26 protein-coding genes and 2 pseudogenes are annotated in these 25,269 nt (G+C 62.2%); 18 read left to right on the top strand and 10 right to left on the bottom strand.

What is annotated here, in order from left to right:
* Positions 1–22 precede the first annotated feature (22 nt).
* Entirely contained in the window at positions 23–817 is a 795-nt protein-coding gene (locus tag HCN58_RS05245; protein ID WP_171578284.1) for a DUF2182 domain-containing protein, read from the top strand.
* Between the two features lie 3 nt (positions 818–820).
* Here HCN58_RS05245 and HCN58_RS05240 read toward each other — a convergent pair whose 3' ends face one another.
* Positions 821–1,465 carry a TetR/AcrR family transcriptional regulator gene (locus HCN58_RS05240; protein ID WP_171578643.1) on the bottom strand — a complete coding sequence of 215 codons (645 nt, stop codon included), beginning with the start codon at positions 1,463–1,465 and terminating at the stop codon, positions 821–823.
* Positions 1,466–1,490: 25 nt separating this feature from the next.
* Between HCN58_RS05240 and HCN58_RS05235 the strand changes: the two are divergent.
* The 3 genes and pseudogenes from HCN58_RS05235 to HCN58_RS05230 all read left to right on the top strand — a co-directional run.
* Positions 1,491–2,126: pseudogene (locus tag HCN58_RS05235) on the top strand (sulfurtransferase); the annotation flags it as partial.
* A gap of 127 nt (positions 2,127–2,253) precedes the next feature.
* On the top strand, positions 2,254–2,541 hold the full coding sequence (locus HCN58_RS37030; RefSeq protein WP_311966773.1) for a hypothetical protein: 288 nt from the start codon (positions 2,254–2,256) through the stop codon (positions 2,539–2,541).
* Complete coding sequence (locus HCN58_RS05230) at positions 2,498–2,896, top strand: hypothetical protein (RefSeq protein ID WP_311966772.1); 399 nt, start codon at positions 2,498–2,500, stop codon at positions 2,894–2,896. The genes HCN58_RS37030 and HCN58_RS05230 overlap by 44 nt, the downstream gene beginning before the upstream one ends.
* A gap of 214 nt (positions 2,897–3,110) precedes the next feature.
* Here HCN58_RS05230 and HCN58_RS05225 read toward each other — a convergent pair whose 3' ends face one another.
* Entirely contained in the window at positions 3,111–5,090 is a 1,980-nt protein-coding gene (locus HCN58_RS05225) for an adenylate/guanylate cyclase domain-containing protein (RefSeq protein ID WP_171578283.1), read from the bottom strand.
* A 138-nt stretch (positions 5,091–5,228) separates the two neighbouring features.
* Positions 5,229–7,151, bottom strand: coding sequence for a sigma 54-interacting transcriptional regulator (locus tag HCN58_RS05220; protein WP_171578282.1), 1,923 nt, complete (start codon positions 7,149–7,151; stop codon positions 5,229–5,231).
* A gap of 167 nt (positions 7,152–7,318) precedes the next feature.
* Here HCN58_RS05220 and HCN58_RS05215 point away from each other — a divergent pair, with 167 nt between their 5' ends.
* The 4 genes and pseudogenes from HCN58_RS05215 (at position 7,319) to cynS (ending at position 11,192) form a co-directional block, all read left to right on the top strand.
* Positions 7,319–8,701 carry a CmpA/NrtA family ABC transporter substrate-binding protein gene (locus HCN58_RS05215; protein ID WP_171578281.1) on the top strand — a complete coding sequence of 461 codons (1,383 nt, stop codon included), beginning with the start codon at positions 7,319–7,321 and terminating at the stop codon, positions 8,699–8,701.
* A gap of 166 nt (positions 8,702–8,867) precedes the next feature.
* Positions 8,868–9,707, top strand: a complete 840-nt coding sequence (gene ntrB, locus HCN58_RS05210) for a nitrate ABC transporter permease (RefSeq protein ID WP_171578280.1) — start codon at positions 8,868–8,870, stop codon at positions 9,705–9,707.
* 3 nt (positions 9,708–9,710) lie between these two features.
* Positions 9,711–10,636, top strand: a pseudogene (locus HCN58_RS05205) (ABC transporter ATP-binding protein).
* Positions 10,637–10,703: 67 nt separating this feature from the next.
* A complete protein-coding gene (gene cynS, locus HCN58_RS05200) occupies positions 10,704–11,192 on the top strand; it encodes a cyanase (protein WP_171578279.1) in 489 nt (162 codons plus the stop codon).
* A 132-nt stretch (positions 11,193–11,324) separates the two neighbouring features.
* Here the strand turns inward: cynS and HCN58_RS05195 are convergent, their stop codons facing one another.
* Positions 11,325–12,137, bottom strand: coding sequence for an isocitrate lyase/PEP mutase family protein (locus tag HCN58_RS05195; RefSeq protein WP_171578278.1), 813 nt, complete (start codon positions 12,135–12,137; stop codon positions 11,325–11,327).
* A 117-nt stretch (positions 12,138–12,254) separates the two neighbouring features.
* Between HCN58_RS05195 and HCN58_RS05190 the strand changes: the two genes are divergently transcribed.
* Positions 12,255–13,172, top strand: coding sequence for a LysR family transcriptional regulator (locus tag HCN58_RS05190; protein WP_171578277.1), 918 nt, complete (start codon positions 12,255–12,257; stop codon positions 13,170–13,172).
* Positions 13,173–13,288: 116 nt separating this feature from the next.
* Here HCN58_RS05190 and HCN58_RS05185 read toward each other — a convergent pair whose 3' ends face one another.
* Positions 13,289–13,612 (bottom strand): DUF1476 domain-containing protein, encoded by a 324-nt coding sequence (locus HCN58_RS05185; RefSeq protein WP_171578276.1) that lies wholly within the window; start codon positions 13,610–13,612, stop codon positions 13,289–13,291.
* Between the two features lie 317 nt (positions 13,613–13,929).
* Between HCN58_RS05185 and purC the strand changes: the two genes are divergently transcribed.
* The 3 genes from purC to HCN58_RS05170 are packed head-to-tail and all read left to right on the top strand — an operon-like array spanning position 13,930 to position 15,225.
* On the top strand, positions 13,930–14,697 hold the full coding sequence (gene purC / locus HCN58_RS05180) for a phosphoribosylaminoimidazolesuccinocarboxamide synthase (protein ID WP_008974302.1): 768 nt from the start codon (positions 13,930–13,932) through the stop codon (positions 14,695–14,697).
* A gap of 20 nt (positions 14,698–14,717) precedes the next feature.
* On the top strand, positions 14,718–14,960 hold the full coding sequence (gene purS, locus HCN58_RS05175; protein ID WP_171578275.1) for a phosphoribosylformylglycinamidine synthase subunit PurS: 243 nt from the start codon (positions 14,718–14,720) through the stop codon (positions 14,958–14,960).
* A gap of 10 nt (positions 14,961–14,970) precedes the next feature.
* The gene (locus HCN58_RS05170; protein ID WP_171578274.1) at positions 14,971–15,225 is read left to right on the top strand and encodes a hypothetical protein; all 255 of its coding nucleotides are present in this window, start codon (positions 14,971–14,973) and stop codon (positions 15,223–15,225) included.
* A gap of 14 nt (positions 15,226–15,239) precedes the next feature.
* Here the strand turns inward: HCN58_RS05170 and HCN58_RS05165 are convergent, their stop codons facing one another.
* The gene (locus tag HCN58_RS05165) at positions 15,240–16,256 is read right to left on the bottom strand and encodes a magnesium and cobalt transport protein CorA (RefSeq protein ID WP_171578273.1); all 1,017 of its coding nucleotides are present in this window, start codon (positions 16,254–16,256) and stop codon (positions 15,240–15,242) included.
* A 151-nt stretch (positions 16,257–16,407) separates the two neighbouring features.
* Here HCN58_RS05165 and purQ point away from each other — a divergent pair, with 151 nt between their 5' ends.
* From purQ to HCN58_RS05150, 3 genes are all read left to right on the top strand, one after another.
* The gene (purQ, locus tag HCN58_RS05160) at positions 16,408–17,109 is read left to right on the top strand and encodes a phosphoribosylformylglycinamidine synthase subunit PurQ (RefSeq protein ID WP_171578272.1); all 702 of its coding nucleotides are present in this window, start codon (positions 16,408–16,410) and stop codon (positions 17,107–17,109) included.
* The gene (locus HCN58_RS05155; protein WP_376701147.1) at positions 17,106–18,071 is read left to right on the top strand and encodes a tripartite tricarboxylate transporter substrate binding protein BugD; all 966 of its coding nucleotides are present in this window, start codon (positions 17,106–17,108) and stop codon (positions 18,069–18,071) included. The genes purQ and HCN58_RS05155 overlap by 4 nt, the downstream gene beginning before the upstream one ends.
* 118 nt (positions 18,072–18,189) lie before the next feature.
* A complete protein-coding gene (locus HCN58_RS05150) occupies positions 18,190–18,468 on the top strand; it encodes a hypothetical protein (RefSeq protein ID WP_171578271.1) in 279 nt (92 codons plus the stop codon).
* Positions 18,469–18,870: 402 nt separating this feature from the next.
* Here the strand turns inward: HCN58_RS05150 and HCN58_RS05145 are convergent, their stop codons facing one another.
* Together HCN58_RS05145 and HCN58_RS05140 are read right to left on the bottom strand one after the other, a co-directional pair.
* Positions 18,871–19,815: a DMT family transporter gene (locus HCN58_RS05145; protein WP_235983387.1), complete on the bottom strand. Its 945-nt coding sequence runs from the start codon at positions 19,813–19,815 to the stop codon at positions 18,871–18,873.
* Positions 19,805–20,293 carry a PaaI family thioesterase gene (locus HCN58_RS05140; RefSeq protein ID WP_171578270.1) on the bottom strand — a complete coding sequence of 163 codons (489 nt, stop codon included), beginning with the start codon at positions 20,291–20,293 and terminating at the stop codon, positions 19,805–19,807. Before HCN58_RS05140 ends, HCN58_RS05145 begins: the two co-directional genes overlap by 11 nt.
* Positions 20,294–20,454: 161 nt before the next feature.
* Between HCN58_RS05140 and purL the strand changes: the two genes are divergently transcribed.
* On the top strand, positions 20,455–22,659 hold the full coding sequence (gene purL, locus HCN58_RS05135) for a phosphoribosylformylglycinamidine synthase subunit PurL (protein WP_171578269.1): 2,205 nt from the start codon (positions 20,455–20,457) through the stop codon (positions 22,657–22,659).
* A gap of 99 nt (positions 22,660–22,758) precedes the next feature.
* Here purL and HCN58_RS05130 read toward each other — a convergent pair whose 3' ends face one another.
* Positions 22,759–23,943 (bottom strand): acyltransferase family protein, encoded by a 1,185-nt coding sequence (locus HCN58_RS05130; RefSeq protein WP_171578268.1) that lies wholly within the window; start codon positions 23,941–23,943, stop codon positions 22,759–22,761.
* A 189-nt stretch (positions 23,944–24,132) separates the two neighbouring features.
* Here HCN58_RS05130 and HCN58_RS05125 point away from each other — a divergent pair, with 189 nt between their 5' ends.
* The gene (locus HCN58_RS05125; protein WP_171578267.1) at positions 24,133–24,306 is read left to right on the top strand and encodes a DUF1328 domain-containing protein; all 174 of its coding nucleotides are present in this window, start codon (positions 24,133–24,135) and stop codon (positions 24,304–24,306) included.
* A 160-nt stretch (positions 24,307–24,466) separates the two neighbouring features.
* Here HCN58_RS05125 and HCN58_RS05120 read toward each other — a convergent pair whose 3' ends face one another.
* Positions 24,467–24,826 (bottom strand): DUF427 domain-containing protein, encoded by a 360-nt coding sequence (locus HCN58_RS05120; protein WP_171578266.1) that lies wholly within the window; start codon positions 24,824–24,826, stop codon positions 24,467–24,469.
* A 184-nt stretch (positions 24,827–25,010) separates the two neighbouring features.
* On the opposite strand from HCN58_RS05120, the gene HCN58_RS05115 reads away from it, so the two are divergent.
* A complete protein-coding gene (locus HCN58_RS05115; protein ID WP_065728623.1) occupies positions 25,011–25,265 on the top strand; it encodes a BolA family protein in 255 nt (84 codons plus the stop codon).
* Positions 25,266–25,269: the final 4 nt, after the last annotated feature.

Below are 25,269 nucleotides of genomic sequence, written 5' to 3'. Positions count from 1 at the left end.
TTCGGTGGCGGAGGTTAAGTCCATGTCCGGGACCTCTGCGCTTGAACAGACCTTGCGCCACGATCGTCTGATCGTGGCATTCAGCGTGGCTGCCGTGGTCGCCTTCGCCTGGGGCTATCTGGTCGCGGGCGCCGGCATCGACATGAGCATGGCCGACATGCCCATGGACCCCGAGCCATGGTCGCCCTCGCAGGCCGCGCTGATGTTCGCGATGTGGTGGGTGATGATGATCGCAATGATGGTGCCGAGCGCGGCGCCAATGGTGCTGTTGTTTACGGCGATCAAACGCAGGCGTGCGACGGACAATCCCATCATCTCAAGCTGGCTCTTTCTCGCCGGCTATCTCTTGATATGGGCCGGCTTTAGCCTGGTCGCGGTCGCGGTGCAGTGGGCACTTGAACAGGCCGGACTGCTGTCCAGCATGATGGCGAGCACCAGCACCATGCTCGCTGGGACCATCCTGCTTGCCGCGGGGCTCTATCAGCTCTCGCCGATCAAGCGCGCCTGCCTCCACTACTGCCAGAATCCGGTATTGTTCCTGAGCCGCTATTGGCAACCGGGCGTCATGGGCGCGCTGCGCATGGGTTTTCGGCACGGCAGCTACTGCGTCGGCTGTTGCTGGTTTCTGATGGCGCTGCTGTTCGTTGCCGGCGTGATGAACCTGGTGTGGATCGCCGCGGTGGCGATCTATGTCGCCTTCGAAAGACTGCTGCCGGGCAGCCAATGGCTCAGCCGCGCCGCGGGCATTGGTCTGATTATTGCCGGCGGAGTTGTCCTCGCGCACGGCCTGACTGTCACGGCTTCCGCGTCCCTGTAGCTCTTAGACAGCGACTAGCTCCGCAGGGTTACCGGCTCTTTTCGTCTTCTTCACTTTGGCAGGCCCGAACAGATTACCCGCGGCAAGACCTGCGGTGTCGGCGACGCCGGGATCGCGCGAGACCATGGCGGCGATGATGGCGCCGTCGATCAACAGCGCGAGCTGGTGGGCGAGCACCTGCGGCTCGGCGGCACCCATTTCAGCGACGAGCCTTTCGATGTGCGCCAGCACCACCTTCTTGTGGCGCAGCGCGATGTCGCGGAACTGCTTGGCATCCTTGTCGTGCTCGGCGACCGCGTTGATGAAGGGGCAGCCGTAGAAGCGCTCCTCCGCAAACCAGCGCCTCAGCGCCGGAAAAATCCGCTTCAGCTTCGCCTGCGCATCGCCACCGCCATCCTCCATCGCGCCGATGAACCATTCGCGCCAGGCCTTGCCTTCGCTTTCCAGCACGGCGTTGACGAGATTGGTTTTCGATCCGAACAGTTTGTAGAGCGTGGTCTTCGCGGTGCCGGCTTCGTCGATGATCGCGTCGATCCCGGTGGCGTTGATGCCGTTCTTGCAGAACAGATGCGTCGCCGCGCTGAGCAGGCGTCCTCGCGCGGATTCCTTATCGCCTGCGGCCGACGCTCCCGGCGGCTCGTCGACGATGTAGGGCGCGAGGTTGCGGATGTAGATTTACGAGCAGTCGATGAATTCCGGCTTCGGGCAGTCCTGCCGCGGCTATTACCTGCTCACCATGCTCGGCTATCCCAAGGTCAAGGTGCTGCATGGCGGTTACGATGCCTGGGTGGCGGCCGGCCTGCCGGTGACCAAAGACGTGCCGTCGCCAGTGAGCACGTCGTTTTCGGTTCTGCCTGAAGCGGGCGACATCCTGATCGATGCCAAGACCATGCTTGCCGCCGTTGGCGAGCCCGGTATCGCCTTGCTCGATGTGCGCGACATCGACGAGTGGATTGGCGAGAGCTCGTCGCCGTACGGCAAAGACTTCTGCCCGCGCAAGGGACGCATCCCCGGCGCCGTCTGGCTCGAATGGTACCGGATGATGAAGCCGACTGCGGAAGGGCCGCGCTTCAAATCCAAGAACGAGATCCTGGCGGAATGCGCCACCGTCGGCATTACCCAGAGCACGCCGGTCAATCTCTACTGCTTCAAGGGCGCGCGCGCTTCGAACACCTTCCTTGCGCTGAAGAACGCCGGCGCGAAGGATGTGCGGATGTATTTCGGCTCCTGGAACGAATGGTCGCGCGATCCGTCGCTGCCGATCGAAGAGGGCCTGCCGATGGAGGCCAAGCTGACCAAGGCGGCATAACGACGCGTCAGAGGTTGCAGTCTGATTCCGGCGAATTGGACTCCAACAAGGCGGCCTGCGATTCTTGAAGCGATGGCGCGAACTGATGGAACCGCGCCATCGCTCCGCTCTGGCGTTCCGATCTGCGATGCGTATAATCGCGGCGCAGGTGGTGGTCGCGCGGATGTCGATGTTCTCAGGCAGATTAAGTTTCGCATTGGTCGCGGTGATGCTGTGCCTGGGCGCGCGAGCGGCCCACGCCCAGGCCTCGCCGGTGAATTACTGGATTCCCGGCTGGCCGATGGGTTTTAGCGGCGATGGGGGCGAGAGCCCGAACGCTTACGGGAGCTTTCCGAGTTTCGACTTCCGCGACGTCGGAAACGGCTCTTCCTATGCACGCTACAATTTTTCGAACGGTTGTCGGCAGTCAGCGTAGCAATTTGGGTTTCAACGGCATCAGCCAGAATGCGTTCGGCGGTTTCGGCTCGCTCTATAGTGAGGGCGTGCAGTTCGGCTACAGCCTCAAGAATAGCGGCTTGCCCGTCACCTTCTATGCCGGCTTCGATACGCTGAAATACAATACCGGCATCGGTGGCCCGTTCGCGCCGTTCGACTCCAAATCCGGCACGCTGCCGATCTCCAGCGTGAATGCCGGCGTCGAATTCCAGGCGACGTCGAACCTCAGCCTGTCGCTTGGGGTCGGCTACGTCCAGCAGTCGGGCCGGATCGACAGCGAGATCAATTCGCTACCCGGCGCCTCATCGTTCGCCGTCGGCGGCCGCCGCTACTAAGGCATGAACTCCTAACTAGGTCAGGTCCGCTTTACTCTCCGAAGGCGATTGTCAGCCAACATTAATGCATTCGCTTTTGGGGCCATGAGGAGACATCCCATTGGCTCCTCTGCGCAGCCAACCGCGCTGCCACTCGGCTCCCCCGCTGCAAGCACCATTCCGGCGCAAAGGTCCTTTATTTGCGCAATGAAGTTTCAGCCATCTTCTTGTCGCCTCATTGCTCGCGAACGCCAGCTTTTCTGAGTCCCTCGACGATGTCGTCGTACTCACGACGAAACTGCGGATTGCTGGAACGTGCGTAGCCTATTCGCTGGAACCACTGGACCGTGAAGTCCGGCCGGATTGCGTTCAATTCGGCCAACATTTGCTGGGCCATTTCCAACTGGCCGGTGGCTCCATAAGCTGAAATCAGATCCGCATACGGAAACCAGTCCAATTTGTTCAAATTGATCGAGCGCCTACATTCCTCAATGCCTTCGTTATATTGGCGAAGATGCACGTGAGCATGACAGAGGAAGAAGCGCCAAGTGCCAGCGGCCGGATCTTTGGGGCTTAGGCGCAAAGCGATCTGAACTGGGGAGAACGCTTCGCGCGCGCGTCCCGCCGTGAGAAGTCCGATTCCCTTTGATGCGTACGCGACCGGCGAGTTAGGGTCGATTTCCAAAGCTGCATCGTATTCAGGTAGCGCTCCCTCGGGATTTCCGTGTTGCAAAATGCTTCCCTTGGCTATGTGCGCGCTTGCGGTCGCCGGGCGCTTTGCGAGAACCTGATCAATTAGTTTGATCGCCGTCTTCTTGTCCTCGACCACGGACGTTGACCATCCGTTTATCACGCCACTGGCTATGCAAAACGCTTTCCCGAGCATCGCATCAATGTTATCCGGATCGAGGCGCAGCGCGCTATCGAACAAGTTGTTTGCCTGCGCGTTTGTTACCTTGGTCCGCGGCTCATAGAGCTTTGCCCAGCCGCGCATGTTGAAATCCACAGCATCTGGATTCGTTGACTGGTCCATTTGGCTGCGCCGGCTTTCGGCCTGGACGAGTTCGACGTTGAGAGAGCGGGCGAGCCGCGCCGTGACCTGCTCCTGCAAGCCTGCAAGATTTGTCCGATCACCGTCAAAGCGGTCCGACCAGACGTCTCGGCCAGTCGACAGGTCGGAAAGTGACACATTCATACGGACTTGACCTCCGGCCCGCTGCACCGCGCCCTGTATGGCCCAGCGAATGCCAAGCTCCTTGCCGAGCGTCTTAAGATTGACCTGCTTGTTCTTGTAGGTAAAAGCCGTCCCGCGCCCAATCACGAATGCACCGGGCATCTGTGCGAGGTCGGTCGTCAGGTCAGTCGTAATACCGTCCGCGAAATAGTCCTGCTCCGGATCGTTGTTGAGGTTCGCAAAGGGCAGGACGACAAGAGACAAGCGGGGAGCGATATCGGGCCGGGCCGCTGCCTCTCTCTGTGTCTTTTGCCCTTCCCGCAAAACGTCAGTGCGGACCGTCTTCAAGACGACGAGGCCACCGGCCACCGCACCGACGACTGCAATTGAGGCAAGCGCGCCGCCGACAGGTGTCAAACGCGCTCGGATCCGATTCATAGAACGACGAGGCGTTGAAAGCGCGCCTTGTCTTGCGCGTTCAGTCTGGGTGGCCGGGCCAGGTCCATCCCTGACCACGCTATAGGCCCGCACCGAGCGGTCGATATTCTTGAGATTCTGCTCGCCTAGATCGGCGAACTCAACGCCGACCTTGCCCTGGACTTGATCGTAGGCAGAAGCCGAGATGCAGATGCCGCCCGGTTCTGCGATACCCTCCAACCGCGCCGCAATGTTAACTCCGTCTCCAAAGATGTCGTGGGGCTCGACGATTACGTCGCCAATATTGATGCCCACACGGAAAGCAATGCGCCTATCTTCAGCATCTCCGATTGTCAGTTCGCCAACGCGGGTCTGGCACTGTACAGCCCCTCGAACCGCTTCGACTGCACTTGGAAACTCTGCCAACAACCCGTCGCCGGTATTCTTCACGATGCGCCCGCCGTGTTCGGCAATTGCGGGGTGGACAGCCTCCATTAGGAGAGCAGTCAGTTTGGCATGCGTGGCCTCTTCGTCTTGGTGCATGAGCCGCGAATAGCCAGCCACGTCGGCGACTAAGATCGCCGCCAACCTGCGCTCGACCCGGTCTGGCCGCTCTTGCATCATGCCTGCGATCCAACCTAGACGTGATCTTGTACAACAGGTCACATGGGATGCCCATACTGTCGCAATTGGGTAATAAGCCGCCGATCACGGTCAAGCCGCACGCCTTCCGCTTTGCCGTGGGAAGCCGACATGCCCCAATTAGCCACCCGAGCCGCGCGCGTTCGCAATCCCCAGCGCCTTGATGCGAGAAGCCAGCGTGGTCGGCCTGATGTCGAGCATTTCCGCCGCGCCGCCGGGGCCGAACACTTTTCCGGAGCAGGCCTGCAGCGCGGCGAGAATGTTGGCGCGCTCGTGGGCGCGCATTTCCGCTGATGTCATGACCACGGGGTGGCTATCTGCTTTCGCGCGTGCCGCAGCGGGGGAGGGCTGCACGCTTGGCGCGTCCGGCAGGTCGATGCGCAAACGGCCGTTCTGCGCCAGGATCGCCGCGCGTTCGATCACGTTCTGCAGTTCGCGGACGTTGCCGGGCCAGTCGTAGCGCGAAAGCTTGCGCGCATCGCCCTCCGACAACCGCAGCTCTGATTTCAGCGCCTTGCTCTCGCGCGTCAAGAAATGCTGCGCCAGGAGCGGAATGTCCTCGCGCCGCTCGCGCAGCGGCACCGATTCCACCGGAAACACGTTGAGGCGGAAATAGAGGTCCTCGCGAAACCGGCCGCGCTGCACTTCCTGCTTGAGGTCGCGGTTGGTGGCGGCGATCAGGCGCACGTCGACGGCGCGGGTGCGCTCTTCGCCGACGCGCTCGAAATTGCCCTCCTGCAGCACCCGCAACAGCTTGCCCTGCAGTTCGAGTGGAATTTCGCCGACCTCGTCGAGGAACAGCGTGCCGCCGTCGGCAAGCTCGAACCGCCCGATGCGGTCGCGCATCGCGCCGGTGAAGGCGCCGCGGACGTGGCCGAAGAACTCGCTCTCGAACAACTCGCGCGGGATCGCCGCGCAATTGACCCGGATCAGCGGCCGGTCGCGGCGGCTGCTGGCCTCATGGATGGCGCGCGCGATCAGTTCCTTGCCGGTGCCGGACTCGCCGGTGATCATGACCGCGGCCGTCGTCGGCGCCACCAGCTTGACCTGGCGTAGCGTCTTCTGGATCGCCTCGCTCTGGCCGATGATGCCGCGCGGATTGGTCTCGATGCGGATTTCTTCCTGGAGGTAGGCGTTTTCCAATTCGAGCCGTTCGCGCAGGCGGTCGACTTCGGCGAGCGCCGCATGCAGCTTCTCGTCGGCCTCGCGCCTTTGGCTGACGTCGCGGAACACGATCACGGCGCCTACCACGACGCCACGATCGCGGATCGGCGTCGAGGTATATTCGACCCAGACCGGCGTGCCGTCTTTGCGCCAGAATACCTCGCCATCGACCTGATGCACGGCGCCATCGCGAAACGCGGCGTAGATCGGGCAGTCGTGATCGGGGTAGTGCCGCCCGTCATGGTGGGTGTGATGAACGATTGGGTGGATTTCCTTGCCGACCAATTCCTCAGCGGACCAGCCCAGCATCCGCTCGGCCGCCGGATTGACGAAGGTGGTCTTGCCCTCGGCGTTGACGCCGTAAATGCCTTCGCCGGCGGCGCGCAGGATCAACTGGTTTTCCCGTTCGATGTCCTGAAACACGCGCTCGACCCGCTGCCAGGTCGCAATGCCGCCGCGCATATGGTCTTCGGCCGCCGCGTCGACATAGCGGCGGCGGCGCGCATCGAGATCGCTCATGGTGAGCAGCACCAGCGAGCGGCCGTCGCTCGGCAACAGCGAGCCGGCATATTCGAGGCGCAGGCTTTGTCCGGTGGCGTGCCGCGGGGTCAGCGCGTTGGTCCAGTAGGCGCCTTTGTCGAGCACGGCCTGCGTGAAAACGATCAGTGCGGGCAATTGTCCGCTGTGGAGCGTGCTGACCTTGGTCTGCCGCAGCAAGGCGCGATCATAACCGAGCAGGGTGCAGGCCGCCGGATTGGCGTCGAGGATCTGGTCGGCATGGGGATCGAGCAGCAGCGCGGGCTCCACTGAGAATTCGAACGCGGCGGCGCGCAGTTCGATGTCCTGCGGCGGGGCGGTTGAGCCGAGGGCCAGATCCATCCGGTCGGTACTCCGAAATCTCGTAATTCAACTACGACATTTCGTGTATCACGAATTTTCGTAGCCGCCAACGTCAGCAGAATCCCTGCGATCTCAGAGCTATCGCCGCAGAACGGGGCTGGCATGTGCCTTGCTTAATTAGGGTGCAACGTCGCGCAGGAGGGCTGATGTCTACCTTCGACAACCCATTCGATCCCAATCGCCGTCTTCATGCCGGTGGCTGTTGCTGTGGCCAGCATGTCAGCGAGGCCGAGCACCAAGCCGCCCAACTGCAGGTCCAGTCCGCCATCGAGAGCGAGCAGAAGCGCTACGAAGGCGCGGTCGCCTCCGCCGTAATGCGCGCGATGTTCCCGCAGGATGTCGCACGGCGCGCGTTCCTGAAATCGGTAGGCGCGGCAACCGCCGCGGCGGCGCTGTCGCAATTCTTCCCGCTCAAGACGGCGACGGAAGTGTTCGCGCAAGGCGGGCCGCTGGAGAAGAAGGACCTCAAGGTCGGCTTCATCCCGATCACCTGCGCGACGCCGATCATCATGGCGGCGCCGATGGGGTTCTATGCCAAGAACGGCCTGAACGTCGAAGTGATCAAGACCGCCGGCTGGGCCGTCATTCGCGACAAAACCATCAACAAGGAATACGACGCCGCCCACATGCTGTCGCCGATGCCGCTCGCCATCACCATGGGCGCCGGCTCCAATCCGATTCCCTACACCATGCCGGCGGTGGAAAACATCAACGGGCAGGCGATCACGCTGTCGATCAAGCACAAGGACAAGCGCAATCCGAAGGACTGGAAGGGCTTTAAATTCGCCGTGCCCTTCGACTACTCGATGCACAATTATTTGCTGCGCTACTATCTCGCCGAGCACGGCATCGATCCCGATGCCGACGTGCAGATCCGCGCGGTGCCGCCGCCGGAAATGGTCGCCAATCTGCGCGCCGACAATATCGATGGCTTTCTCGGGCCCGATCCGATGAACCAGCGTGCAGTATTTGACGGCGCAGGCTTCATCCACATCCTGACCAAGGATATCTGGGAAGGACACCCGTGCTGCGCCTTCGCCGCGTCGAAGGAATTCGTCACGTCGATGCCGAACACCTATGGCGCGCTGCTCAAATCGATTATCGAAGCCACCGCGTACGCGCACAAGGCGGAGAACCGCAAGGAGATTGCCGCGGCGATCGCGCCGGCCAACTATCTGAACCAGCCGCCGATCGTGCTGGAGCAGATCCTGACCGGCACCTTCGCCGATGGGCTGGGCAACATTGTCCAGCAGCCGAACCGCGTCGATTTCGATCCGTTCCCGTGGCAATCCTTTGCGGTGTGGATCATGACCCAGATGAAGCGCTGGGGGCAGATCAAGGGCGAGATCGACTATGCCGGTGTTGCCGCGCAGGTCTATCTTGCGACCGACGCGACGCGGCTGATGAAGGAGGCCGGGCTGACGCCGCCCACGGCGACGACCAAGAGCTTTTCGGTGATGGGCAAGATGTTCGATCCGGCGAAGCCGGAGGACTATCTCGCAAGCTTCAAGATCAGGAAGGCGTCGTGATGGCGGGCGCGCAACTACATTTGCTTCTGTCGTCCCGGCGAACGCCGGGACCCATACGCCGCGTCGCCTCTTTTGGGCACGATGTCAGAGGCCTTCCTTCATTACGAACGCCGCGGAGTATGGGTCCCGGCGTTCGCCGGGACGATGGGCTGAGAGACTATCCCCAATGACCTCATCACTTCGCTTCCGCGCCGCCGTCGTCTCGATCGTGCTGTTCGCGGCGTTCCTCGGCATCTGGCATCTCGCCACCCGTTCGACGGGCGCTGTCGGCAACATGTCGCCGGAATACGCCAAGCTGATGGGGCTGACGGCGACGCAGGGCAAATCGGCAATGCCGGGCCCGCTCGATGTCGGCGCCAAATTGTGGGAGCACCTCAGGCAGCCGTTCTACGACAACGGGCCGAACGACAAGGGGCTCGGGATCCAGCTCGGCTACTCCATCGCGCGCGTCGGCCTCGGGTATTTGCTCGCGGTGATCGTCGCGATCCCGCTTGGCTTTCTGATCGGCATGTCGCCCTTGATCAGCAAGGCACTCGATCCGTTCATCCAGGTGCTGAAGCCGATCTCGCCGCTCGCCTGGATGCCGCTTGCGCTCTACACCATCAAGGATTCAAGTATTTCCGCGATCTTCGTGATCTTCATCTGCTCGGTTTGGCCGATGCTTTTGAACACCGCGTTCGGCGTCGCCGCGGTGCGCAAGGAATGGATCAACGTCGCACGCACGCTGGAAGTCGGCACTATAAGGCGCGCGTTCACGGTGATCCTGCCGGCCGCGGCGCCGACGATCCTCACCGGGATGCGGATTTCGATCGGCATCGCCTGGCTCGTCATCGTCGCGGCCGAGATGCTCGTCGGCGGCACCGGCATTGGCTACTTCGTCTGGAACGAGTGGAACAACCTCTCGATCACCAATGTCATCATCGCCATCCTCATGATCGGCATCGTCGGCATGCTGCTCGACCAGATCCTGGCGCGGTTCACGCGCATGGTCACGTTTCCGGAGTAGGTGATGACCGACAAATTCATTTCCATCGAGGGCATCGCGCGGCGCTATCCGGGCGCCGGTGGCGGCGAAACCACCATCTTCGAGAATCTCTGGTTATCGATGAACCGCGGCGAGTTCGGCTGTGTGATCGGCCATTCCGGTTGCGGCAAGACCACGGTCTTGAACATCCTGGCCGGCCTCGACCAGCCGAGCGAAGGCGCGGTCATCGTCGACGGACAGGGCATTGAAGGCACGAGCCTCGACCGCGCCGTGATCTTCCAGAGCCACGCGCTGTTGCCGTGGCGCACGGTGCTCGGCAACGTCGCCTATGCCGTGAGCTCGAAATGGCGCAAATGGGACCGCGCCAAGGTGAAGGCGCATGCGCAGAAGTTCATCGACTTGGTTGGTCTTACCGGCTCCGAGCACAAGCGCCCATCTGAACTGTCGGGCGGCATGAAGCAGCGGGTCGGCATTGCGCGGGCGCTCTCGATCACGCCAAAGATCATGCTGATGGACGAGCCGTTCTCGGCGCTGGATGCGCTGACCCGCGGCACGCTGCAGGACGAAGTGCGGCGCATTTGTCTCGAGACCGGGCAGACCGCTTTCATGATCACCCATGACGTGGACGAGGCGATCTATCTCGCCGACAAGATTTTTCTGATGACCAACGGTCCCGGCGCTGTGCTCGCCGAGATCGTGGAAAATCCGTTGCCGAAGGACCGTGGCCGCATCGATCTGCACCGCCATCCGCTCTACTACGCGCTGCGCAACCACATCGTCGATTTTCTGGTCAGCCGTAGCAAGACGTTCGCCGCCACCGGACCGATCACGATCCGCGCAACGTGCCGGTTGTGCGGCCGGGCAAACCGGAACTCATCATTACATCGGCAGACCAGGATTCCATAGAGGCCTCATGGCCGGGCTTGTCCCGGCCATCCACGGCTTCCTAGGGAACGCGAAACAAGTACGTGGATGTCCGGGACAAGCCCGGGCATGACGGGTGATAAGGAGACGAACATGAAACGTGAAGACCTCACAGAAAAGCTGCTCGACATCAAGCGCGAGAAGGGCTGGAGCTGGAAACATATCTGCGGAAAGATCGGCGGCTATTCGGAAGTGCTGATCGTAGGCGCCATCATGGGCCAGATGAAACTGACCAAGCCGCAGGCCGCCAATGCTGGCGAGCTGTTCGGCCTGTCGAAAGCGGAAATCGCGATGCTCAACGAGGTCCCGATGCGCGGCACCGGCACGCCGATGCCGCCGACGGACCCCTTGATCTATCGCTTCTACGAAATGGTGATGGTCAATGGCCCGGCCTGGAAGGCGCTGATCGAAGAGGAATTCGGCGACGGCATCATGTCGGCGATCGATTTCGACATGGCGATCGACCGCGTCGCCAATCCGAAGGGCGACCGGGTCAAGATCACGATGTCAGGGAAATTCCTGCCGTACAAATACTACGGCGCCAGCGGGAACGTGCCGGAGTATGGGTTTAAGGAGGAGTGACGTTACCGTCGCGACGTGACGGCAACGTCATTCCGGACGACGCGAAGCGGCGATCCGGAATCTCGAGATTCTAAGGTGCGCAATTGCGCACCATAGTTCGATGCTTCGCATCGCCCCGGAATGACGGGGGGATCACCCGAACGCCGCCCGCAGTTCCCCGATTGGCGCCATCTCGCGCACATAGGTGAACGCACCCCGCTCCTTCATCTCGCGGGCGCATTTCAGGAACGCCGCCAGCGCGTAGCGCTCCATCGCGCCGCCGACGCTGATGCGCTTGACGCCGGCCTCGGAGAGTTGCGGAAGCGTCAGCATCGGATCGGCAAATCCCATCACCAGGTTGAATGGCTTGCCGACCGACGACACCGCTGTGCGGATCGTGTCGATGTCGTAAAGGCCGGGCGAGTACAGGACATCAGCGCCAACCGCCTCGAATGCCTGCAGCCGCTTGATGGTGTCGTCGAGATCCTTGCGGCCGTGCAGGAAATTCTCTGCCCGCGCGGTCAGCATGAACGGAAAGGGCAGGGCGCGGGCCGCTTCGACCGCCGCTTGCACGCGTTCGACCGCGAGCGAAAAGTCGTAGATCGGCTTGCGCGGATCGCCGGTCGAATCCTCGATCGAGCCGCCAACGGCGCCAGCTGCCGCCGCACGCGCGATCGCCTTCGCTGCGGTTTTCGGATCGTCGGCGCCGCAGTTCTCGAGGTCGGCGCTGACGGGAAGGTCGGTTGCTTCCGCGATCACCCGGCAGTTCTCGATGATGGCATCGAGGCTGACGGTCGCGCTGCCGAGCGTGTTGGCAAGGCCGAGGCTCGTGGTCGCGAGCGCCTCGAAGCCCATGGCTGTAAGCAGTTTTGCAGTGCCGGCGTCCCAGGGATTGGGAATGATGAACGCGCCCGGGCGCGCATGCAGCGCGCGAAAGAGTTCTGCCTTTTGCATCTGAGTTCGCATCGTAGCTCCGCTTGGGTTATCGGCTGGTTCTGGTTGGCAGCGAAACTAGCGACCTGGCAGGCATCAGCCAAATTTGTTATTTCTCTGGACATCATCAGCGTTTTGCATGGACGGAAGATGGACAGCGATGCGCTCAATACGTTCCTGACGGTTCATCGCCGCGGCGGCATCTCCAATGCCGCAAAAGTCCTGCACCGCTCGCAGCCGGCGATTTCGCGGCGTATCGCATTGCTTGAACAGGAGCTCGGCCTGCCGCTCTTCGAGCGGATCGCGGGGCGGACCACGCTGAGCGATGCCGGCAGGGTGATGGTGCCTTACGCGGAGCGCGCGGTCGCCGCCGCCCAAGATGCGGAGAATGCGGTCCGCGCGCTGGCGCGGCCGAACTCAGGTCCGGTCGCGCTGGCCGTGGTCGGTACGCTCGCCGGTGGGCGGCTGTCGGCGATTCTAAAGCGCTTCGCGGCCGAGCACCCGGAAATCGAATTGAGCCTGCGTACCGCGACCAGCGCGGAGGTCAGCGACATGGTCCGGCGCGGCGAGGTGACCATCGGGCTGCGTTATGACCGCGACCGCTCGCGCGATCTCGACTGCGAATTGCTGGTCTCCGAACGGCTGCAGGTGGTATGCGCGCTGGATCATCCACGCGCCGGCCGCCGTGTCGCCAAGCTCGCCGATCTGCGCGGCGAGCGCTGGATCGCATTTCCGGTAGTGCCAGGCAGGCGCGAGATCACGGCCGCGCATGTGTTTGCACTGTTTCAGACACATGGATTGGGTGAAATCGACTGGACGCCAGTCGACAGCCTGACCGCGCAGAAGCGGTTGGTCGAGGCGGGCCTCGGCATTGCGCTGCTATCGGAAAGCAATGCCGCCGAGGAGCTGCGACACAAGACGATTTCGACCATCGGCGTGCGCGATCTCAAGGCAAGCCACGACGTGGTCACAGTGACGCGCCGCGGCGGGTTTTTGAGCGCGGCGGCGCGACGATTGATCGAGATTGTGCGGAAGGAATACCGCGGGATAAAGGCGCTCGGATTTTAGCGCCGTCATTCCGGGATGGTCCGAAGGACCAGACCCCAGGGGTGCAATTGCACCCCGGGGAATTTCGAGATTCCGGGTTCGCCTCTTCGAGGCGCCGCGGAATGACGCTGCCGCCCTTAGGTCCCCGCCTTCACCTGGGCGATGGCCTGCGCCATCAGTTCGTCCATCTTGGCGCGCACTTCCGGGGCTGATATGGCGATGCCCTTGGCGGCAAAATCCTTCACCACCTTGTCCTGGACGTCCTTGTCGCCGGCTTCCTCGAAATCGGCCGCGACCACGTCCTTGGAATAGGCGGTGGCGGCATCGCCCGAAAGGCCGAGCTTTTCCGCTGCCCAAAGACCGAGCAGCTTGTTGCGGCGCGCCTCAGCCTTGAACTTCTGCTCCTCGTCGAGGGCGAATTTCTTCTCAAAACCTTCCTCGCGCTTGTCGAAAGTGCTCATTCTTCGGTTCCAATCCCCGCAAATGGTAAATAAGGCCGCGTTGTCGCGGCCCGATGGACTACCTAGATAAAGGGGGCGAATCGGTAAAACAACGGTCCGTTAAGCCGCAGGCAATCGGGATAAGTTGGGCCCAATCGGGCCGGGTCGATTGTGCTGGATGGGCCAATCGGATAGGTTGCCATCAGGCGAGGTTCTTGTTCTGTTTCCGGTCGCTTTGTTCAGGACCTGGCCTTCACGGCAGCTCCGTCGTGGTCGCAAACCCTTGTCATCCGGAGCACACCAATTTCATGGATTTCAACAAAACACGGTACATCCCAATGAGCCGTCGACGCCGTATTTATGAAGGCAAGGCCAAGGTCCTGTATGAAGGTCCGGAGCCGGGAACCCTGATCCAGCACTTCAAGGACGATGCGACCGCGTTCAATGCCAAGAAACACCAGGTGATCGAGGGCAAGGGCGTCCTCAACAACCGGATTTCGGAGTACCTGTTTCAGCACCTCAACGATATCGGGGTGCCGACCCATTTCATCCGCCGCCTCAACATGCGCGAGCAGCTGATTCGTGAGGTCGAGATCGTGCCGCTGGAGGTGGTGGTGCGGAACGTCGCGGCCGGTTCGCTGTCGCAGCGCCTCGGCATCGAGGAGGGCACGCAACTTCCCCGCTCGATCATCGAATTCTATTACAAGAACGACCAGCTCAACGACCCCATGGTCTCCGAAGAGCACATCACCGCGTTCGGCTGGGCGACGCCGCAGGAAATCGACGACATCATGGCGCTTGCCATCCGCGTCAACGACTTCCTCACCGGGCTGTTTCTCGGCATCGGCATTCGTCTGGTCGATTTCAAGATGGAATGCGGCCGGCTGTTCGAGAACGAGATGATGCGGATCATCGTCGCCGACGAAATCTCGCCCGACTCATGCCGGCTGTGGGATATCAAGTCCAACGAGAAGCTCGACAAGGACCGCTTCCGCCGTGACCTCGGGGGCTTACTTGAAGCCTATACCGAAGTGGCGAAACGTCTGGGCATTCTGATGGAGAACGAGCGTCCGGCCGGTTCGGGCCCGGTGCTGGTGAAGAGCTGAGAAGAACTGGGGCAAGTCTCGTGAAGGCACGCGTTACCGTTACGTTGAAATCCGGCATCCTCGATCCGCAAGGCAAAGCCATCGAAGGCGCGCTAAAGTCGCTCGGCGTCGATGGCGTCGCCAGCGTCCGTCAGGGCAAGGTATTCGACATCGAACTGTCCGGTTCGGACAAGGCCAAGGCGGAAGCGGCATTGAAGGATGCCGCCGACAAGCTGTTGGCGAACACCGTGATCGAGAATTACGCTATCGAGGTGAAAGCCTAGGAACGACCAGATGGCTGATGTAACGCCCGAACTCATGTTTGAAGTCCTGAAATCGCTGCAGGCGCCGCTGGCGCAGGTCGATGGCAAGATCGATGAATTCAAACAGGAGATGCAGGCGTCGCGCACGTCTCAGAACCGCATTCGCCGAGAAATCACGGGCGCCTTCCAAGAGATTTCAGGAGTTCATGCGACACTGGTCCGGCACGAAGACCGTCTGGATCGTATCGAGCACCGCCTCGAGTTGAATGACGCTCCGACGTTGTAAGATCTGCCGCCAGCTCACAGCCACCCCGTGCGGCGGAATCGCCAGTACAGTCCGGTGCAGGCGGTGAGCATCAATCCAAGCACCAAGAAATATCCGTAGTCCCATTCTAATTCAGGCATGTGCTTGAAGTTCATCCCGTAGATTCCGGCCAGCGCCGTCGGGACAGCGATGATGGCGAGCCATGAGGCCAGCTTCTTGGAGACCGCCGTCTCTTGTGCCTGGCCGACCAGCAGGCTTGCCTCGAACGCGAACGCCAGCACCTCGCGCATTGAATCGGTGCGCTCCTGAATGGTCCTGACGTGGTCAGTGACATCGCGAAACAGCGGCTGCATGGTCGAGCGCACCATCGGCAGATTGTCGTGTTCGAGCCGGCGGCAGACCTCCACCAGCGGGCCAATCGCGTTGCGCAGCCGCAGCAGATCCCGGCGCAGCATGTAGAGACGTTCGATCTGGGCCCGCGTGATGGTATGGGCAAGCACGTAGTCTTCGATCTCCTCGACCTCCTCGTGGATCGCGTCCAGCACGGGGGAATAGTTGTCGACGATGAAATCGAGGATGGCGTAGAGAATATAGTCCTCTCCGCGCGCCAGCGCGCGGGGGCAGCTCTCGCAGCGTTCGCGCACCGGTGCATATGACGTCGATGCCCCATGCCGCACCGAGACCAGGTAGCCTTCGCCGACGAACAAATGGGTTTCGCCGAATGCGATCCGGCCCTGGATCATTTGCGCGGTCCGCGCCACGATGAACAGCCCGTCGCCATATTGCTCGATCTTGGGGCGCTGATGGGCGTGGTTGGCGTCCTCGATCGCGAGATCGTGCAGGTCGAACTGCTGCTGCACGCTGGTCAGGAGTGCGAGATCAGGCTCGTAGAGGCCGATCCAGACGACGTGACCAGGCTTGCGGCGCCAGCTCGACGCCTCCTCGATGGCAATATTGGCGATGCGGCGGCCATCGACGTAGACGCCGGCCGCGACGACGCCTTCGGAGCTCATCGGTTCGGTCGCAGATGTCGCCCGCGACGGGACATTCATGGCTTCCATCCCTGCGCGATTGTTGTTGAGTGTGGCTGCAATGCAGGCCGTTTTGGCGACGCTAGCACTGGAAAAACCGGCGTCAAATGGTTATGTCTTTGCTGCGTCGGCACTTCTGCCGACGATTCTCGTTGTCCAGCCGGGAACCACCATGAAATCCGCCGTCCTCGTCTTCCCGGGAATCAATCGCGAGCGCGACATGGCTCGGGCGCTCAAGCTCGCCTCGGGGCAGGAGGCGGCGATGGTGTGGCACGCTGACACCGCGCTGCCCAAGGGGACCGATCTCGTGGTCGTGCCCGGCGGCTTTTCCTATGGCGACTATCTGCGCTGCGGCGCCATCGCGGCGCGGGCGCCGGTGATGGATGCCGTGCGCAAATTTGCCGCTGGCGGCGGTCTCGTGCTCGGCGTCTGTAACGGTTTCCAGATCCTGTGCGAAGCCGGCCTGTTGCCGGGCGTCCTGATGCGCAATGCGCGGCTGAAATTCGTCTGCAAGGACGTGCATCTGCGGGTCGAGCGCTCGGATACGCCGTTCACCCGCGGCTACAATGCCGGTCAGGTCATCCGCGTGCCGGTCGCCCATGGCGAGGGCAACTACGAAGCCGATGAGGAGACGGTGAAGCGGCTCGAAGACGAGGGGCGGGTGCTTTATCGCTATTGCTCCGCAGAGGGCATCGTCGATGAGGAGTCCAACATCAATGGCGCCGCGCAGTCGATCGCCGGCATCGTCAACGAGGGCGGCAATGTGCTCGGCATGATGCCGCACCCGGAAAATCACGTCGAAGACATCATGGGCTGCACCGACGGCCGCGGCCTGTTCGCGGGCCTTGCCGCGCATCTGGAAAAAGCCGCGTGAGGTTCTTCGTGTCTCGCCTGACGATTGTCGTTGTGGCGCTGCTATGCGCCGTGGCAGCCCGCGCGCAGGATTATCCCAAGCGTCCCATCACCATGATCGTGCCGTTCGCGGCCGGCGGCACTTCCGACGTGATCGCGCGTGTGGTTGCCGAGGAGATGGCCAAGTCGCTCGGGCAGCCGATCGTGATCGAGAATATCGCGGGCGCCGGCGGCTCGACTGCGCTGACGCGTGCCGCGCGCGCGGAAGCAGACGGCTATACCATCGCGATCGGCAATGCCGGCACCAGTGCCGCGACCTATACGATCTATCCGAAACTGCCGTTCACGCCGGAATCCTTCGTGCCGATCGCGGTCGTTGCGAAAACCTTCGGAATCGTGGCGCTGCGCAAGGATTTCCCCGCGAAGAACCTGCAGGACTTCATTGCTTACGCGAAGAAAAATCCCGGCAAGGTCAACCTCGGCCACGCCGGCGTCGGCTCCTCGAATTTCCTGATCTGCAAGAGCTTTGTGCAGGCGGCCGGCATCGACGTGACGCTGGTCGGCTATCGCGGCGCGGCGCCGGCGTTGACGGACGCGATCGGCGGCCAGATCGACGGCGTCTGCGACGCGGCCGCGTCGGTGTCGCAGGCGATCGATGACAAGCTGGTAAAGGGCCTCGTCGTCGGCTCAACGGTGCGGCTTGCAACTTTGCCCGATCTGCCGACTTCCTCCGAGGCTGGCCTTCCCGAATTCGAGGCGCAGGGCTGGAACGGCCTGTTCGCCCCAAAAGGCACGCCGCCTGCGATCATCGCGAGACTGAACGCCGCAGCCAAGACCGCTGTCGAGGGCGAGACGGTGAAGAAGCGTTTTCACGATCTCTCCACGGTTGCCCCCGACGCCAACGAGCATGCGAGCGAAGTGCTCGGCCAGTTGGTGACGCGCGACGTCGAGAAATACAAAAAGCTGCTGGAAGACAAGAAATAGCACCCAGCGATCATGCAATGAAAAAGCCCCGCCGAGCGGGGCTTTTTGTTATCGGCCGGTGGTCGAACCCGGACCTGTCGGCGACAAGGTTGAACCGCTCGGTGAGGGGTTGATATGAGTGTTCCCCGACGGGTTCACTGGACTGTTTCGGCCGGCTGCGGCGCTCCCGGCATCGTTGGTCATGCCGGTGGTGGAATTTCCGCCTGCTCCACTGCCGGCGGTCGTTCCGCTGGTGGAGGATCCTGCCGCACCACCTGCCGCCGCGCCGCCCGTGCCCGAACTTCCGCCGGCGCCGCTGCCGCCGGCTTGCGCCAGGGCGAAGGTGCTCGTGATTGCCAGCGCCATGGCCAATCCCATTGTTGCGAGTTTCATGATTGCTCCTGTTCTGGTTGCATAACGGCGCAACACCGTGCGCTCGCATGCGTTCCTGTCTGTCAATCACAGTTCGTTGCTGTTCCGCCGTGATCACCACTGGCCACGAATGTGGAATCGGAGCGATATGTTTCGTGCTCAAACCACAACTGAATCGGCCGAGGGCCATCTACTCTATGCCCGCGCTTTAGCCGAGGTCGGACGCGAGGCACTCGACGAATACCATGCGCTCGTCGCCTATTTCCCCGGGGCCGAGGCCAGGTGCTTTACGGCATGCTGCTGCGCATGGCGGGACGTACCGCCGAGGCCAGGATTGTCTTCAACGAATTGCTGCTGCAGATGCGACGCGCGCCGAAATATTTGCGCGAAGCGCAAGCTGAGTGGCTTGCGATCCGAAACAATTATTGGGCTGATTCACCGATGGCCTTCATCCGGCTTTCGGCTTGCCGCGCAGGCGCTCGATCCATTTGCGATAATGGTCGCGCGGGATGGTCATCGCAGCGACGCCCGCCATCACGAGGATGAGGCCGAGCGCCAGATTCGGCGGCACGGGTTCGCCGAGCAGCAGGACCGACAGGCCGACGCCGATCGGGATCCGCAAGTATCCCTGCGCATTGGTCGTGAGCGTGCCGAGCCGCGTCAGGCACATGTAGAACAGCATCAGGCCGAAGGCGCTTGAGAATATTCCCATCGCGGCGATGGCCACCAGCGCCTCGGCTGTCGGCCGCAAGGTCCAGGGATGATCGACGATCAGCGCGAGCGGCAACAGGACGGTGCCGCCGAACAAGAGCGAGCCCGCCGCAACCACCATCGGGTCGTAGTCGGTCAGCTTGAGCCCGAAGATCGTGGCGCAGGCGAAGGAAACGGTCGCGATCAGGATGACCATTTCGGCGAACAGGTTGCTGGAGAGCCCGCCGAGCGTATCGAGGCCGATGGTCACGGCGGTACCAGCCAGGCCCAGAATGGCGCCGATCAGCTTGAGCGGCGTCGCCGGTTCGTGCCGGGTGACGGCCCAGGTGATGAGGAAAGCGAAGATCGGGGTGGTCGAGGCCAGCACCACGGTCGGCGCTGCCGCCACATATTGCTGCGCCCAGGTGATCATCAGGAACGGAATGGTCGAATTGATGGTCTGCTGGAACGCAAACAGCTTCCAGGCCTTGCCGTCCGTCGGCAACCGTAAGCCGCGGGCACGCAGGATCACGAGCAGAAAGCCCGCCGCGATCAGCGAGCGCGCCGAGATGAAAGTGACCGGCGGGATTGAGCCGAGGCCGATCTTGGTCAGCGGATACGTCGAGCTCCAGCAGCACGCCAGGGCGAGCAGCAATCCATAGTCGCGCCAGCCGCGACGGGCATGTGGGTCGTCATGTGGCAACGGCGCCGGTGCCAGTCGGCTTCTTCCACTTCACGCGCTTGATGGTACCTGAGAAGGTGAACAGCGACCGCTCGCCGGATTTCAGCATGCCGCGCAGGAAGATCAGCGAGCCGCCGGCGCGGGTGATTTCACCTTCGCATTCGACCAGTTCGCCCTCGCGCGCTGCGTCGAGAAATTCGCAGGCAAACGATACCGTCACGCCCGGCCCCTCCAGCACGGAAGAGGCAATCGCAAACAGGCAATAGTCCGCGAACGACATCAAGCAGCCGCCATGTACGTTGCGCATGCCGTTGAGGTGCTTTTTCTCGACCCGGAACGCGCAGCGTACCTGGCCGTTTTCGTCCATTCGGTGCCAGAAAGGGCCGTTATGGGTCTCGAAACTGTCGCGGGTCCAGGTCCGCCAGCCCGCAAATTCGCCCTTGGTTTCGACGTGCAGATCGGGGCGGTGGTGGAATGCGTTTTTGGGAAGTTCGTTCACTAAAAATGGCCTTCAATTGGATGCTTGAGCCCTTAAATCCGATCCGGGAACGATGTGCAAACACCGATACCGCAAGGCTCCCTTCGCAAAGCTCTGGACAGGGCGGAAATGCCCCATAAAAGGCCTTTTCGCCCCCCGTCGATCTTCCTATTAAGGCACCCATGAACGAGCCCCAGATCACCCCCGAACTCGTCGCCAGCCACGGGCTGAAGCCCGACGAGTATGAGCGCATCCTCAAGCTGATCGGGCGGGTGCCGACATTCACCGAGCTCGGGATTTTCTCGGCCATGTGGAACGAGCACTGCTCGTACAAATCCTCCCGAATCCACCTGCGCGGCTTGCCGACCAAGGCGCCCTGGGTGATTCAGGGGCCGGGCGAGAACGCCGGCGTGATCGACATCGGCGACGGCCAGGCTGTCGTCTTCAAGATGGAGAGCCACAATCACCCGAGCTACATTGAGCCCTATCAGGGCGCGACCACAGGCGTCGGCGGCATTTTGCGCGACGTATTCACGATGGGCGCGCGGCCCATCGCCTGCCTCAATGCACTCTCGTTCGGTGCGCCGGAGCATCCGAAGACGCGCCATCTGGTATCGGGCGTGGTGGCCGGCGTCGGCGGCTATGGCAATTCCTTCGGCGTGCCGACGGTGGGTGGGCAGGTGCGTTTCCACACCCGCTATGACGGCAACATCCTGGTCAACGCCATGGCGGTCGGCCTCGCCGAGACCGACAAGATTTTCTATGCGGCGGCATCCGGCGTGAACATGCCGATCGTCTATCTCGGCTCCAAGACCGGCCGTGATGGCATCCATGGCGCCTCGATGGCGTCGGCCGAGTTCGACGAGAATTCCGAGGAAAAGCGCCCGACCGTGCAGGTCGGCGATCCCTTCGCCGAGAAGCTCTTGCTCGAAGCCTGCCTCGAGATCATGGAAAAGGGCTGCGTGATCGCGATCCAGGACATGGGTGCGGCGGGCCTGACCTGCTCGGCGGTCGAAATGGGCGCCAAGGGCGACCTCGGCGTCGATCTTGATCTCGACGCGGTGCCGACCCGCGAAACCGGGATGAGCGCCTACGAGATGATGCTCTCGGAAAGCCAGGAGCGCATGCTCATGGTGCTCAAGCCCGAAAAGGAGAAAGAGGCCGAGGCGATCTTCAAGAAATGGGGGCTCGATTTTGCCGTGGTCGGCTACACCACGCCGACCAAGCGCTTCGTGGTGAAACATGGCGGCGACGTCATGGCCGATCTGCCGATCAAGGAGCTCGGCGACGAGGCGCCGGTGTATGACCGGCCGCATGTCGCATCCGAAGCCTTACCGGTGGTGCACGCGCGCGAAGTGAAGCCGCCGCTCGGCATTTCCGCGGCGCTGGAAAAGCTGATCGGCACGCCCGAACTGTGCTCCAAGCGCTGGGTGTGGGAGCAATACGACCACGTCATTCTCGGCAATACCGTGCAGCGCCCCGGCGGCGACGCTGCCGTGGTGCGCGTCGGGGACGGGCCGAAGGGGCTTGCGCTCACCGTCGACGTCACGCCGCGCTATTGCGAGGCCGATCCGTATCAAGGCGGCATACAGGCCGTCGCCGAAGCTTGGCGCAACATCACCGCGGTCGGCGGCCGGCCGCTCGCGATCACCGACAATCTCAATTTCGGCAATCCGGAACGGCCCGAAATCATGGGCCAGTTCGTCGGCTGCCTGAAGGGCATCTCGGAAGCCTGCACCGCGCTCGATTTCCCGGTCGTGTCGGGCAACGTCTCGCTCTACAACGAAACCAACGGCCGCGGCATCCTGCCGACGCCCTCGATCGGTGGCGTCGGACTGCTCGACGATTTCACCAAATCGGCCACGTTGGCGTTCAAGGCCGCCGGTGAAGCGATCCTGCTGATCGGCGACACCCAGGGCTGGCTCGGACAGTCGGTCTACCTGCGCGATGTCTGCGGGCGCGAAGAGGGCGCGCCGCCGCCGGTCGATCTCGCGGCCGAGAAGCGCAACGGCGACGTGGTGCGCGGCATGATCCACGCCGGCACGGCGACTGCGGTGCATGACGTCTCCGACGGTGGCTTGCTGATCGCGCTGGCCGAGATGGCTATCGCCAGCGGCATCGGCGCGCAGCTATTGGCGGCGCCTACATCGATCGTGCCGCACGCGTATTGGTTCGGCGAGGATCAGGCGCGCTACATCGTGACGGTGCCGCCGGCCGACGCCGGCCTGGTGCTGGCCAAAATGAACGGCGCGGGCGTGCCGTGCGCGCGGATCGGCACCACGGGTGGCGACGCGATCGCGGTGGCCGGTGAAGCGCCGGTCGCGGTGAGTGCGCTGAAAACGGCGTTCGAGCATTGGCTGCCGGCCTATATGAGCGGGAAGGCGTAGGCTCTTGTAGCCCGGATGGAGCGTAGCGAATTCTGGGACCGCTGCCTCCGTGAATCCCGGGTTGCGCTGCGCTCCACCCGGGCTACGGACCGATGACAATCAAAGCACCTTCGTCGCGCCCGGAATCTGCCTCAACGCTCGCGTCAACGCCCAGCTCGCCGCGACTGTCAGCACCAACCCGATCGCGGCCTTGGCTATCGCTGGCAGTTCGTAGTCGAACAGCCAGTATTGCAGCCAAAGCGCGATCGGGTAGTGCACCAGGAACATACCATAAGCGTCCGCCTGCATCGGATCGAGCAGCATGGCCGAGCCCGAATGCCTGAACCTCTGAAAAAAGGCCAGGATCAGGAACATGATGGCTACGCTGAAGACAGTGAAGCAGACGGCATAGATGCCCTCATACCAGTTCGGCAACGGCGACGGATTCCCCAGAATTTCGCGCTTGATGAAGATCAACCCCCACAGCAGGCAATATGGGACGATCGCGAGCACCATCCAGTCCCAACTGACTTTCGCCATCCGGCCGTCTGCCGCGAGCAGCCCGCGATCCAGCTCCCGGACGCCGATGCCGGCCCCGAAAAAGAAGTAGCTCGCATAGAGCATCACGCGTCCGTGCTGGACCGAGAACGGCCCGAACTCGAACCAGTTGCTTGGTCCATAACGCATCAGCCCGGGAACATAGAACGCTGCGGTGACGGCAAGCATGACAGCGAAGAACACGGCGGGCCGGCGGCGGCCGTGCCGCGAGAGTCGGTTGATCGGATCGAGCAGGTTGGGCGACAACCGATACAGGATGCAAGCAACCACGTCGAAGCCGAGCAGGACCCAAAGAAACCAGATCGGGCCGCTTGGCCAGGGCCCGACGGTGATGGTTTTCCACCAGTACTCCGCGAAGCCGACCTCGGGATGCTGCCGGAGCGAGATGGCGTAATAGGCGAGCGGAATGACCGTAAATGCGCAGATCACGAACGGCAGGCCGAGCCGAAGCAGGCGATCTGCCAGATAGTTCAGCGGTCCCTTGCGGGCGATGCCCGACCACGCGAACAGTCCGGACAGGAAAAAGAACATCGCCATGAAGAAACTGTCAGTGGCGAGGACGATCATGTCGAAGCCGAAGAATGACGTCGGATCGGTATGACCAAAATAAGTATAGGGGATCACCGCATGGTGGAGCAGCACCACCAGCGTCAGGAAGGTGCGGGCGCGATCAAGCGAAAGGTTTCGCGATTTGGCTTCGGGCACTGCGCTCACGTCGGCACGTCCCACGGTGGAAATCGATGTCATGCGGGCCTCCCGGCCAGGCTATCTGGTCAAATGTTGCAGCGGGGAACCCGATTCAGCAAGGACGAATTGTGCCCGACACCTCCGCATCGTCGTGCCGGGTTGGTGCGGAACCCGCGACGCAACCCGCAGTTAGGACCAGTGGATGGATTGGCCGCCATGGGCGCGGCCATGAAGGTCGCGGAGCACGCAATGACAATTCTGAAATGGGCGCTGATCTTCTTCCTGGTGTCTGTTGTCGCCGGCATTCTCGGCTTCACCGGCATTTCGGAGGCCTCCGCCGACATCGCCCGCTTCCTGTTCTATGTCTTCGTCGTGATCTTCCTGGTGCTCCTGATCCTCGGGCTCACGATATTCAGGGCGTAGCTCCCCGCCGTCATTCCGGGCTAGCTCTCACCGTCATTCCGGGACGGCGCAAAGCGCCAGACCCGGAATCTCGAGATTCTCAGGTGTGCAATTGCGCACTGCAATTCGATGCTTCGCATCGCGCCGGAATGACGTTCTCCTCTATTACGCCGCTGCTCTACTACGCCACTTCCTCGATCGTCACCTTGTCTGGATAGAACGCCAGATGGCCGGCGATCTCAGCCATGGCCGGGAATGGCTTCTCATAGGTCCAGATCGAATTTTCGAGGCTCTTGCCGTTGGCGTTGATGCTGAAGTAGTTCGCGTCACCCTTATAAGGGCAGTGCGTGGTCCGCTCGGTGCGGGACAATAGCGCCATGTTGGCGTCCTCGCGCGGCACATATTGCACCGCCGGATAGCTGGCTTCATTCAGGGTCAGCGCGCGGGTGGTATCGGCAATGACCACGCCATTTGCCGAGACCCGGACGCGCTTGGGGTTTGTCGTAATCGTGATCGGATGGTCGGGACCGGGCAATTTCATGATTTTGAGCCTCTTTTTCGGTCAGCCCGAATGATCGGGCGCGACGGGATCTCGCGGTGTCAAACGGTTCGGCCCGGAATATAGTGCCGCCAGGCGTGACCTAGAAGGGCGTACGCGCTAGGTTTGGCCGTCACGGTCGCGCGAGCCGGCCGTGATTCGAAAACACCTGAGGAGACATGCTGGAATGCCGATGGATGCCCACGATATCGAGTCGATGATCAAGGCAGCTATCCCCGATGCCGAGGTGACGATCCGCGATCTCGCAGGCGATGGCGACCATTACGCCGCGACGGTGATCTCGGAGTCGTTCCGCGGCAAGTCGCGCGTGCAGCAGCACCAGATCGTCTATCAGTCGCTCAAGGGACAGATGGGTGGCTTGTTGCATGCGCTGGCGCTGCAGACCGGGGTCCCTGGCGGACCCGGAGTGCCGGACAGCTAGTCCC

The organism is Bradyrhizobium australiense (assembly GCF_013114825.1).
Lineage (GTDB): Bacteria > Pseudomonadota > Alphaproteobacteria > Rhizobiales > Xanthobacteraceae > Bradyrhizobium > Bradyrhizobium australiense.
This window is presented reverse-complemented; position numbering and strand designations above follow the sequence as displayed.

Excerpts from the sequence above, each read along its gene's own strand:
- HCN58_RS05130 (WP_171578268.1), bottom strand. The coding sequence starts at position 23,943 with ATGACATCGATTTCCACCGTGGGACGTGCCGACGTGAGCGCAGTGCCC.
- HCN58_RS05230 (WP_311966772.1), top strand. The coding sequence starts at position 2,498 with ATGCACGCTACAATTTTTCGAACGGTTGTCGGCAGTCAGCGTAGCAAT.
- HCN58_RS05225 (WP_171578283.1), bottom strand. The coding sequence starts at position 5,090 with ATGATGCAAGAGCGGCCAGACCGGGTCGAGCGCAGGTTGGCGGCGATC.
- purC (WP_008974302.1), top strand. The coding sequence starts at position 13,930 with ATGAGCCGTCGACGCCGTATTTATGAAGGCAAGGCCAAGGTCCTGTAT.
- purQ (WP_171578272.1), top strand. The coding sequence starts at position 16,408 with ATGAAATCCGCCGTCCTCGTCTTCCCGGGAATCAATCGCGAGCGCGAC.
- ntrB (WP_171578280.1), top strand. The coding sequence starts at position 8,868 with ATGACCTCATCACTTCGCTTCCGCGCCGCCGTCGTCTCGATCGTGCTG.
- HCN58_RS05220 (WP_171578282.1), bottom strand. The coding sequence starts at position 7,151 with ATGGATCTGGCCCTCGGCTCAACCGCCCCGCCGCAGGACATCGAACTG.
- HCN58_RS05125 (WP_171578267.1), top strand. The coding sequence starts at position 24,133 with ATGACAATTCTGAAATGGGCGCTGATCTTCTTCCTGGTGTCTGTTGTC.
- cynS (WP_171578279.1), top strand. The coding sequence starts at position 10,704 with ATGAAACGTGAAGACCTCACAGAAAAGCTGCTCGACATCAAGCGCGAG.
- HCN58_RS05215 (WP_171578281.1), top strand. The coding sequence starts at position 7,319 with ATGTCTACCTTCGACAACCCATTCGATCCCAATCGCCGTCTTCATGCC.
- HCN58_RS05245 (WP_171578284.1), top strand. The coding sequence starts at position 23 with ATGTCCGGGACCTCTGCGCTTGAACAGACCTTGCGCCACGATCGTCTG.
- purL (WP_171578269.1), top strand. The coding sequence starts at position 20,455 with ATGAACGAGCCCCAGATCACCCCCGAACTCGTCGCCAGCCACGGGCTG.
- HCN58_RS37030 (WP_311966773.1), top strand. The coding sequence starts at position 2,254 with ATGCGTATAATCGCGGCGCAGGTGGTGGTCGCGCGGATGTCGATGTTC.
- HCN58_RS05170 (WP_171578274.1), top strand. The coding sequence starts at position 14,971 with ATGGCTGATGTAACGCCCGAACTCATGTTTGAAGTCCTGAAATCGCTG.
- HCN58_RS05165 (WP_171578273.1), bottom strand. The coding sequence starts at position 16,256 with ATGAATGTCCCGTCGCGGGCGACATCTGCGACCGAACCGATGAGCTCC.
- HCN58_RS05115 (WP_065728623.1), top strand. The coding sequence starts at position 25,011 with ATGCCGATGGATGCCCACGATATCGAGTCGATGATCAAGGCAGCTATC.
- HCN58_RS05190 (WP_171578277.1), top strand. The coding sequence starts at position 12,255 with ATGGACAGCGATGCGCTCAATACGTTCCTGACGGTTCATCGCCGCGGC.
- HCN58_RS05195 (WP_171578278.1), bottom strand. The coding sequence starts at position 12,137 with ATGCGAACTCAGATGCAAAAGGCAGAACTCTTTCGCGCGCTGCATGCG.
- HCN58_RS05120 (WP_171578266.1), bottom strand. The coding sequence starts at position 24,826 with ATGAAATTGCCCGGTCCCGACCATCCGATCACGATTACGACAAACCCC.
- HCN58_RS05185 (WP_171578276.1), bottom strand. The coding sequence starts at position 13,612 with ATGAGCACTTTCGACAAGCGCGAGGAAGGTTTTGAGAAGAAATTCGCC.